The organism is Acinetobacter sp. NIPH 2699, from assembly GCF_022549355.1.
GTDB lineage: Bacteria > Pseudomonadota > Gammaproteobacteria > Pseudomonadales > Moraxellaceae > Acinetobacter.
The window spans coordinates 62393-72794 of record NZ_JAKZGL010000018.1; the positions used below are offsets into that span (position 1 = coordinate 62393).

A 10402-nucleotide genomic window follows, 5' to 3' on the forward strand; every position below is an offset into this window, starting at 1 on the left:
AGGTTGCTATGTGTGGAGTTGTTGGGATTGCCGGTAAATCGCCAGTAAACCAAATGTTATTTGATGCCTTGACGATGTTGCAACATCGAGGACAGGATGCAGCAGGAATCGTAACTTGCGATCAAGGGCGTTTATTTCTCCGCAAAGATAACGGTATGGTACGTGATGTATTCCATACTCGTCACATGCGTGCTTTACTTGGAAACTATGGTATTGGACACGTTCGTTATCCAACAGCCGGTTCATCCAGTAGTGCTGAAGCTCAACCATTTTATGTGAACTCTCCGTACGGTATTACGCTTGCTCATAATGGTAACTTAACCAATGCAGCAGAAATTCATGATGATCTGTTTAAAACAGATTTACGTCATATGAATACGGATTCTGATTCGGAAGTTCTACTTAACGTATTTGCCCATGAGTTACAAAAGTGTGGCACATTGAACCCAACACCTGAAGATATGTTTCATACCGTCTCTCGTGTACATGAGCGTTGTAAAGGTGCTTATGGTGTGGTTGCAATGGTGACAGGTCATGGTTTAGTGGGTTTTCGTGATCCAAACGGAATTCGTCCTTTAATCTATGGCTCACGAGAAACTGCACAAGGCACTGAATATATTATTGCCTCAGAATCGGTGGCGATTACTGCACTTGGTTTTAAAATTGAGCGTGATATTGAGCCAGGCGAAGCGATCTTTATTGATTCAGATGGTCAATTATTTAGTAAACAGTGTGCAGTCAATCCAGAATATCGTCCATGTATTTTCGAATACGTCTATTTTGCACGTCCTGATGCAATCATTGATGGTATTTCAGTTTATAAAGCTCGTTTGAAAATGGGCGAAAAACTTGCATATAAGATTTTAAAAGAGTGGAGTGAGGAACACGATATTGATGTTGTGATTCCAATTCCTGATACCAGTCGTACTTCTGCTTTAGAGTTGGCCAATATTTTAGGTGTGAAATTCCGTGAAGGTTTTATGAAAAACCGTTATATCGGACGTACCTTTATTATGCCAGGTCAGCAACAGCGTAAAAAATCAGTGCGTCAAAAACTGAATCCTGTAGAACTTGAGTTTAAAGGCAAAAATGTTCTATTGGTTGATGATTCGATTGTACGTGGTACAACTTGTAATGAAATCATTCAAATGGCACGTGATTCAGGTGCGAAAAAAGTTTTCTTTGCTTCAGCCGCACCGATGGTGAAATATCCAAACGTGTACGGTATTGATATGCCAGCAAAATCAGAATTAATCGCTTCAGAACGTACCGTTGAAGAAATTCGCGACATTATTGGTGCGGATCGCTTAGTTTTCCAAGATTTGGAAGATTTGAAAGATGCTGTACGTACCAGTAAAGTACCTGATTTAACAGAGTTTGATTGCTCTGTGTTTGATGGTGTTTACGTGGCTGGTGGTATCGACAAGGCATATTTGGCTGATCTTGAACAAAAGCGTAATGACACGGCGAAGAAACAGGCCGATGGTTATATTGATGTAAACATTGATGCAGCTTCAGTTGATTTAACTGGAATCAAAGAAGAGTAACGTACTTCATTTATAGAAAAGCGGGAATTTCCCGCTTTTTTATTCTATGATGGTGGCTACGCAATCCTAATATAAACAATGTAATCAGGAAAATTTACATTGAAAGAAATGAGCCATTATTTAATTGAAAATAAAAGCATCGTATGGTCAATGAGTTTTTGTTGGCTTGCGATGTTGTTGACCGTTTTTATTCTCAATTTAATTTTGGGTTTGGTTGTACATTTCTTTGATTATACCCAACTGATTTGGTGGCATGCACTTAGTCCCTATTTTATCGCTTTACTGATTTTTGTCATGTTGTGGTCAGTCGGTGCTGAACTTTATGTACTGCGTGAAGGTGGGCATTCACTCGCAAAGCAGTTGAAAGCTCGACGTTTGATTTTTGATGAAAGTACCCCAGAAGAAAATACGGCATTAAAAGTGGTGGAGCAAGTTGCAAATAGCTTTGCAATCGATACGCCAGCAGTCTACGTATTGCCTGATGAAGTGGGCGTGAATGCGCTAACGGCAGGTTTTAAATCTCAAGATATTGTGATTATTTTGACTTGGGGGGCATTGCAAAATCTAGATGAGTTAGAGCTGTATGGTTTACTGAGTTATGAGTTTAATCAAATTTTATCGGGTGAAGCCGTTGAAAATACCAAGCTTAAAATTTTATATAGCGGCTTAACCACCTTTAGTCAGTGGGGCAGTAAATTAGCACAGGCTGGTTATAGCCCTTATGCAACTAAACGTCGTAATAAGTTTGAAACCATTTTTGTTGCGATTGGTGGGGTGATTTGGTTAATCGGTAGTTTAGGTATCTTAATTACGCGCTTTATTAAATATTTAACCTTGAGTGGTCGAACCTTTCGCAATGATTTGAAAACCATGCATTTGATGAATAATAATGCCAATATTCAAACGCTATTGCGTATCTATGTACATCACTCAGGTTCGCAAATTCACAGTGCATATTCTGAATCTATTTCACATATGTGCTTTGCCAATTCACTTAGTCCACAAAGTTGGATGAATATTCATCCAAGTATTAAAGAGCGAATTTACGAGTTAAATCCGACATTATTACAAGATTTACAATTAGAAAATCTCAGGAAATTGCGCAGTCGTCCTTTATTTAGTTTGTTCCGCTCCTTGGAAGAGGAAATGACCAATGCGACAACACCTTGGAGTTCACCTCAGCCATTACCTTTGCTGCGGTTGTCTCCGATTAGTTTTGCATTGAATGATGCGATTAAACCGCTAAACCCTGACGTGCGTAAGCATAAGAAACGCCCAGAATTGATTCAAAGAGCAATGCAGACGGCGACAGGCTCCCGAGAGATTATGGTGGCGATTTTAATGATTCGCCAATACCGCGAGTTTATTCCACAAGATGCGCCAGTAAGTCATGCCATCGTTGATGCATTGTTAAATTTAGATGGACGAATTCATGTCCAGATTTTCCATGATGCATGTAAAAATATTGGTCATATGCCAACCAGTATTGCACGTCAGTTTTTAACCAAGTTGGCATCTATTACTCAAGCGGATGGAGAAGTCGGCTTACTCGATGCTTTGTTGTTAGAACGAGTGAAGTATGAGTTAAATTTGATGCCAGCCCATCTGCCAGCAGCATTTGAAGATGTGAAGTCGCAGATTGTACATTTGATCGATGCTTTATTGCATGTACAACAAATTAATAGCCCCAATCAACTTGAAGTACGCGAACGCATATTAAAATTTCTTTTAACTGACGATGAGATGCAAATTTATGCAGACATTTCGGATGAGCCACTTGATCTAGCAGAAATTTTGAATGATGTATCTGGGTTGTTATTACGTGATCGTCTGAATATTTTAGCCATTGCTGAAAGATGTTTATGGAGTGATCGTATTATTACTCAAGATGAGCTGGATGTTTTAGAGCTGTTGTATTGGCGTTTGGGTTTTGAGACCAAAGACGTTGTTGAACAAATGCAAAAGAAAAATAGTTTGATGATTATCTAAAACAAATTTTGTGTGAGTCTATCACCTTTTGCAGTATGCCTTCGCTGAGCAGCGTATAAAAATTGGGGTGCGCAATGTTAAAATTGCCAAATCTAGTGTCTAAATTTTATATTTTTAAATTGGTTCAATAGCAATATGACGATAGTGAAACTGAATGCCCGTGATTTAATTATTGACTTACTTTTAGGCTCGCAAGGTCGTGAGATTTCGATTAAGCAGATTATTATTGCCGCTAAATTATTTGAAATTAGTGAAAATAGTATTCGTGTTGCCGTCACGCGTTTATCTGCTGAGGGCGTGATTGAAGCCATTGAGCGGGGTGTTTATCAATTCACAGCCCAGTCACATGAATGGGCAGATGTCATGTTGAACCGTAAGAGCGGTATTAAACGAACCAAAGTATGGAATCATCAATATCTAGCCGTTTTTACTGGTGAATTGGGGCGTGTCGATCGTACCGCATTGAACCGTCGTGAAAGAGCATTAAAACATTTTGGTTTTAGAGCGTTAGAACAGGGTATTTATATTCGTCCTGATAATCTTGCGGTTTCGTTTGAGGATCTTGTTCTGGCATTACAGGCGAAGGGTTTAGAAAGCAGTGCCAAGATTGGTCAGATTAATCATTTTGATGCCGCTACTTTGGCCAGTATTCCCAACTTATGGCCGACACAGACCCTCAATCAAAATTATGAGAAATATAGTCAGATGATTCAAGACTGGTTAATGACCGTAAACCAGTTAGAGTTGGACGATGCGACCAGAGATTCTCTATTGTTGGGTCGTCAGACCATTTCTCTATTGATGAATGATCCATTATTACCCGAAGATTTTGTTGATGTAAAACTTCGGGATCAGTTCGCATCTAGTGTTCAGCAGCTTGACCAAACAGGTTTGGCGCTATGGGCGAAGTTCTATGAGGGAAGCACGCTATAGTTATTTATTTTAATATTACAAAAAATACAGTTTAAATTTATTGACAGAAATATTACATGATTTAAAATAAAAATATAATTTATGTATTTTACAGAAATAGAATAAATGGACAGGGATATGAATACACGTGTCGCAATGAGTGATCTATTCAGCAGAGAAGAAATCACCGCATTAACAGCTAAATCAGATGTACATGGTGGTTGGGCCGTATTGTCTACATGGGCGGTGATTGGTGGAACGTTTGTTACTGTAGCAACGTCTTGGGAATATCTGCCGTCATGGGGTAAATTATTGCTCTGTGTCGCAGCTTTGGTGATCTTGGCGGGTCGTCAATTAGCCTTGGCAATTTTAATGCATGATGCCTCACATCAAAGTTTGTTTAAAACCAAATGGCTGAATGACACTGTAACAGATTGGTTATGTGCTCGCCCAATTTGGAATGATTTACATAAATATCGTGCACATCACATGCGCCATCATAGTAAAACCTCGACCGTAGCTGACCCTGATTTATCATTGGTCACTGGTTTTCCAACGTCTAAGAAATCGTTAATGCGTAAATTCATCCGTGATCTTTCAGGAATTACTGGATTTAAGTTTGCTGTTGGACGTGTATTGATGGATATTGAGAAAATGGAATGGACGGTTTCAAATGACCGTCGTTGGATTGCTCAAGATGGGCGACATTGGTCAGATTATCCAAAAGCATTTTTGAAAAATAGTGGTGGGGCGATCGCAACCAATGCTGCTTTATTCTCAGCATTGTGGGCAGCAGGTCACCCTAAACTTTATGCGCTTTGGGTCGTGGCTTATTTAACCCCATTTCCATTATTTTTACGGGTACGTTCGATGGCAGAACATGCAGGAATGCCGACCAGTAATAGTGCTTTAACCAATACACGTACTACGAAGGCGGGCTATCTTGCGCGTGCTTTAGTTGCACCAATCCATGTGAATTATCATAAAGAACATCATTTAATGGCGACAGTTCCTTATTTTAAATTGCCAAAAATGCATCAAATGTTGCGTGAGCGTGGACATGTTTCTGAACCACCGACCTATTGGCAAGTGTTAAATGAGCTTTCAGTGAAAGCAGATTGAAAATAGAATGTTGATATCATTTGAGGGACGTATGGCTGTTAGTAAGCATGAAATTATTGAGTTTTTAGCTCAGGAGTTTCCACAAGCACTTAGAAAAAGTACCATTGCAGCGATTACACCAAAAGGTGCTGAGTTGTTATATCAAATCGATCAGGATGATTTGCGTCCTGGTCAGACTGTTTCAGGGCCGACGTTGATGTTAGTGGCTGATTTCGTTTTGTATGTGGCGATCATGGGACATTTGGGATTGGTTGCCATGGCAGTCACCACGAATATGACCATAAATTTTTTTCGTAAACCGAATGGAAATAAAGATATAAGAGCTGTGTGTAAGTTAATCAAAGTAGGTCGAACGTTGGTCACAGGCGAAGTATGGCTATACTCAGTAGGTGATGAAGAACCTGTAGCACATGTGATTGGAACGTATGCATTACCACAACATTTGTTTAAATAATAATAAGATCAATATTTATACATAAATATCTAAAAGATAATGATTTATGGGAAGTGGTTGACTGTGAATCCATAAAAAATAGCAATCATGTCATAGGATAATGTCAATGAGTAAGGTGTCATGATGATATAAGACACTCTAATCAGGAAGAAAGAGATGACAATTAAAAAAGTCTTCATTGGCCTAACCTTCGTTGCTTTCGCTATGAATGTTCAGGCAAAACAAACGGTTTGTGTATTTGATCCAGTTGGTAAATCTGGTGATGCTTTTGCATTAGCTAAAGATTATGCGCTTGAAGCAAAGAAATGGGGCGCTGATATCGAATTGCGAGCCTATGTTGATGAACGAATTGCTGCTGAAAATTTGAAAGTTGGACAATGCGATGGAGCAATTATCAGTGGGTTAAGAGGACGGCAGTTTAATAAGTATATTGGTTCATTAGATGCAATCGGTGCTTTAACAGATTTGAAGACAGCAATTCTTGCGTATCAAATTCTATCAAAGCCGCAAGCTGCGAAGACCATGATCAATGGCCCTTATGAGATTGCGGGGCTAGGTACAATTGGCCCAGCATATTTATTTGTATCAGACCGAAGTATTGATACCTTAGCCAAAGCCGCAGGTAAGAAAATTGGTGTGTTTGCTTATGACGAAGCTCAACCAAAGCTTGTTGCTCAAGTTGGTGCTCAAGCTGTATCTGTCGATGTAACGAGTGCTGGACCAAAATTTAATAATCATCAAATTGATATTATTCCAGCACCGATCGTTGCGTATAAGCCTCTTGAGCTACACAAGGGATTAGGTGAAAAAGGAGGGATTGTAAAACTTCCACTGACACAAATTTCAGCTAATTTTATTATTCGAAGAGATAAATTTCCTGAAGGTTTTGGACAAAAATCTCGTGAGTGGGTTGCAGGTCAATTAGGACGAACATACAAGATCATTGAGCAATACGAGAAAGAAATTCCAACAAAGTATTGGATGCATATATCACCTGAAGAGCAAGTAAACTATATGAAAATGATGCGTGAGGCACGTATTTCACTTACTAAAGCTGGTATTTATGATCCTAAAATGATGAACTTTTTGAAAAAGGTTCGTTGTAAACAAAATCCGAATAATTTTGAATGTGCTTTGAACGATGAATAAAGCATCATTTAAATATGTGAAAGACCTTCTTTATTTCTTGTAATTTAGAAGGTTTTTTTAATAATTCTTACGCAAGTTTGTTTTAAAAACATAACAACATTTCAGTATGCGAAAAGGTCAGAACATGCTACAACTACGGATGTTCAAACTTATTTGTTCTGACTATTTTCTACAGATATGACTATACCGCTTGACCTTACTCCTTTATCGCAAATTGAATCAAATCAAGAACATATTTTAGCGATTAAACGTAATGATTTATTGCCTTTATTTAACGATCCGCATCGTTTGAATCACTATGCCGATCATTTGGTTCAAGCGCAAAGTGTTTTGTTGAATGGGGTTGATCCCAAACTCAATCAACAACTCAGCGAAGTGATTAATCAAATCATTCAGCAATTGTCGCGATCAAAAAAATATTTAGGTGGCCGAAAATTCAATGCATTACAAAAGTGGTTGGGTATTGATATTGAATATGATGCTGGTCAAGTCAAATATGTCAAAGATCTAGATCAACTTATTCAGCAAGCCAATCATTTAAGCCAAAGACTACAGATTGAAATTCAAAAATCACAATCTCGTTTACAACAAGCGCTGGGTTTAAGAGAGCAAATGGCCGCATATATTGTGGCGGCGCAACAGTTTTTAAGCGAATATCCAGAATTTAGTAAGCAGCAGACACTTGATCATTTTGTAGAGCGACTTTCAAAAAAAATTAATACCTTACAAACCTTACAGACCAGCAATGATATTGCAATGAAACAAATGCAATTGTCTCAGCATTTATCTTTTAGTCTATTAGATCGTTTCAAAGAAGCACAGCAAGTGTTAATTCCTGCATGGCAATATCATTTAAAGCAAAGTCGTGAGTCAAATTCTGCGGTTGTACTTGAACAGCTCGACAAGAGCAGAGAAAATTTAATCCAAAATCTGAAGAAATCATTACAGAAATAAGAGGGGAATATCATGTCAAATTCAGAGTTAATACCGTCATCAAATGAGCTGGTTGTGAATCAAGAGCAGCGATTTGAGCAACTCAATTTAAAAGAGTTAGGTTTGCAACCACAAGACTTCGCCGAAGTGATGAGTGCGCATAAAGAACTGAATGACATCAGTACTACCGTTGTGGCTGAGTATGGAAAGAATATTGCCAGCAAAACCTCAACGTATACTGATGAGTTGTTGAGTCTTGTACAAAATAAAGATTTGGATGCAACTGGGCAAAAGTTAAATGAAGTGGTGCAGGTTGCCCAACAACTGAATACTTCAAGTATCTTAAATAAATCAAAAAGTTCAGGTTTTTTTGGTGGGATATTGAGTAAATTTAAGAATGCTAAACAAAGCTTTGATCAGCATTTCAATACCACAAAAGAGCAGATCGATGCGTTGGTCAAAGAGATTGAAAGTTCTCAATCTGGCCTGAAAGCACGTGTAGGTACGCTGGATAAAATGTTTGATGCTGTACAAGAAGAATATAAACAACTCGGTGTTTATATCGCGGCTGGTCAGTTGAAACAACATGATATCCAACAGCAAATCTCAACTTTAACCGTACAAGAGCAAGATCAACAAACAACGCAAAAAGTTTATGATTTAAATCATTTGGCCAATAATCTTGAAAAGAGAGTCAGCGATTTACAGGTTTTGCAACATTCAGCCATGCAAACGTTGCCAATGATTCGTATTATTCAATCCAATAATTTAATGTTGGTTGACAAGTTTTATGCGATCAAAAATATTACTTTACCTGCGTGGAAAAATCAGATTAGTTTGGCTATTTCGCTACAAGAACAAAAAAATAGTGTGCAACTTGCTAAAGCAATTGATGACACCACCAATGAGTTATTGCGCCGTAATGCTGAATTGTTGCACCAAAACTCAGTGGACACGGCTAAAGCCAATCAACGTTCAGTGATCGATGTTGAAACCCTTGAACATGTGCAAAACACCCTCATTAATACAGTGAACGATGTGATTCAGATTCAAAAAGAAGGCATGCAAAAACGTGCTGAAGCCACAACTCGGTTACGTGCATTGCAGGATAATCTGAATCATTTGGTACTCGAAAATAGTGGCCGGAATCCACCAAAGTCTTGATGTCATAAGAGGAAAGATCATTGTCACCCATAGATGACTTTAGTGTTCAACCGATAGAGCAACGTTTAGAGATCTTAGCAAAGCGCCAAAGTCATCTGATGATATGGTTTTTTCTAAGTATGACCTTGGTCTTGGTTATCGCTGTCTCATTGTTTTTTCAAAAAGAGATGGTCTATCGTGTCTTTGATCTTTCTACACATATCCAGTTTCTAGATTTACCTTATCACGTCCAAGATTTAATCCCTTTTAAAGAGCCTATTGATTATTTCTTTAATTTGTTGTCGTGGGTAGGGTGGTTATTGATCAAAGTCTTTGGTGCGCTGATTGGTGCATTTCTGTTTGTGTATTGGGCAAAGAAACTGCGTTTTTTTCAACGCCGTTTTCAATCATGGACGCAACGTTTTGTAGCGTGGTTGATTGCTTTTATCCTCATTTGGTCAGGTCTAAGTTACCTACAATATGATTGGAGTAATGATACCGAACAAGCATATCAACAATGGATGAGCTATCGAACCAATATTATTGAGAGTCAAATCGCTCAAGACTTACAGCAAAGTAATATTTCTCCAACGGAAAAGGCGTATGTATTGGCTCAAGTGGCATTGCTACATCCATCGGTAGACCGCAAGACAGCAAATGTCTATGTAAATCAGTTGATTGACGCTGAAAAAAATAATCCAACTCAATTTAATAAATATGACTTTCAGCCTGAACAGTTATGGGTGATGCAACAGCAACTTTACGGTAGAAGCGTGACGGCAACGACGCAGGTATTAGATGAGCGTGCTCAACAAGCACAATGGATTTCACAAATCGTCAATGTCATCTTATGGGCATTGATTGTACTTGTCATCGGCCTAAGTAGCATTTTCTATATGCTAGCAAAACATTTAAAAAATAGGCGTCAGCGAATCACGCAAAAATTGGATGTGTAGTTAACTCACATTCGGTTTATCCGATCGAACTAATAAAAACATACTGTTTTACCTATTTAGTGCTTTTGCGTACTATAGCCTCATTGAATGAATTTAGCCGATTTGAATTGTTGAGAATTTGGAGACATAGATGTTAGATCAAAATATTAAAACGCAATTAAAAGCTTACTTAGAACGTTTAGAAAGTCCGATTGAGT

General features: G+C 38.3%; 9 protein-coding genes. All 9 read left to right on the top strand.

What is annotated here, in order from left to right; translation table 11 throughout:
- Positions 1 to 8: 8 nt before the first annotated feature.
- The 9 genes from purF to MMP72_RS14505 all read left to right on the top strand — a co-directional run bounded on the left by purF (position 9) and on the right by MMP72_RS14505 (position 10205).
- Positions 9 to 1547 carry an amidophosphoribosyltransferase gene (purF, locus tag MMP72_RS14465; protein WP_241405960.1) on the top strand — a complete coding sequence of 513 codons (1539 nt, stop codon included), beginning with the start codon at positions 9 to 11 and terminating at the stop codon, positions 1545 to 1547.
- Between the two features lie 99 nt (positions 1548 to 1646).
- Entirely contained in the window at positions 1647 to 3536 is a 1890-nt protein-coding gene (locus tag MMP72_RS14470; protein ID WP_241405961.1) for a M48 family metalloprotease, read from the top strand.
- Positions 3537 to 3671: 135 nt separating this feature from the next.
- Positions 3672 to 4469, top strand: a complete 798-nt coding sequence (locus MMP72_RS14475) for a PaaX family transcriptional regulator C-terminal domain-containing protein (protein WP_241405963.1) — start codon at positions 3672 to 3674, stop codon at positions 4467 to 4469.
- 117 nt (positions 4470 to 4586) lie between these two features.
- The gene (locus tag MMP72_RS14480) at positions 4587 to 5570 is read left to right on the top strand and encodes a fatty acid desaturase family protein (protein WP_241405965.1); all 984 of its coding nucleotides are present in this window, start codon (positions 4587 to 4589) and stop codon (positions 5568 to 5570) included.
- Between the two features lie 31 nt (positions 5571 to 5601).
- Entirely contained in the window at positions 5602 to 6024 is a 423-nt protein-coding gene (locus MMP72_RS14485) for a PaaI family thioesterase (protein ID WP_241405966.1), read from the top strand.
- A gap of 156 nt (positions 6025 to 6180) precedes the next feature.
- Positions 6181 to 7173: a putative solute-binding protein gene (locus tag MMP72_RS14490; RefSeq protein ID WP_241405967.1), complete on the top strand. Its 993-nt coding sequence runs from the start codon at positions 6181 to 6183 to the stop codon at positions 7171 to 7173.
- A gap of 177 nt (positions 7174 to 7350) precedes the next feature.
- Positions 7351 to 8127, top strand: a complete 777-nt coding sequence (locus MMP72_RS14495) for a tellurium resistance protein (protein ID WP_241405969.1) — start codon at positions 7351 to 7353, stop codon at positions 8125 to 8127.
- Between the two features lie 12 nt (positions 8128 to 8139).
- A complete protein-coding gene (locus MMP72_RS14500; RefSeq protein WP_241405970.1) occupies positions 8140 to 9270 on the top strand; it encodes a toxic anion resistance protein in 1131 nt (376 codons plus the stop codon).
- A gap of 20 nt (positions 9271 to 9290) precedes the next feature.
- The gene (locus MMP72_RS14505; protein ID WP_241405972.1) at positions 9291 to 10205 is read left to right on the top strand and encodes a hypothetical protein; all 915 of its coding nucleotides are present in this window, start codon (positions 9291 to 9293) and stop codon (positions 10203 to 10205) included.
- Positions 10206 to 10402 lie beyond the last annotated feature (197 nt).

Excerpts from the sequence above, each read along its gene's own strand:
- MMP72_RS14480 (WP_241405965.1), top strand. The coding sequence starts at position 4,587 with ATGAATACACGTGTCGCAATGAGTGATCTATTCAGCAGAGAAGAAATC.
- purF (WP_241405960.1), top strand. The coding sequence starts at position 9 with ATGTGTGGAGTTGTTGGGATTGCCGGTAAATCGCCAGTAAACCAAATG.
- MMP72_RS14490 (WP_241405967.1), top strand. The coding sequence starts at position 6,181 with ATGACAATTAAAAAAGTCTTCATTGGCCTAACCTTCGTTGCTTTCGCT.
- MMP72_RS14485 (WP_241405966.1), top strand. The coding sequence starts at position 5,602 with ATGGCTGTTAGTAAGCATGAAATTATTGAGTTTTTAGCTCAGGAGTTT.
- MMP72_RS14500 (WP_241405970.1), top strand. The coding sequence starts at position 8,140 with ATGTCAAATTCAGAGTTAATACCGTCATCAAATGAGCTGGTTGTGAAT.
- MMP72_RS14475 (WP_241405963.1), top strand. The coding sequence starts at position 3,672 with ATGACGATAGTGAAACTGAATGCCCGTGATTTAATTATTGACTTACTT.
- MMP72_RS14495 (WP_241405969.1), top strand. The coding sequence starts at position 7,351 with ATGACTATACCGCTTGACCTTACTCCTTTATCGCAAATTGAATCAAAT.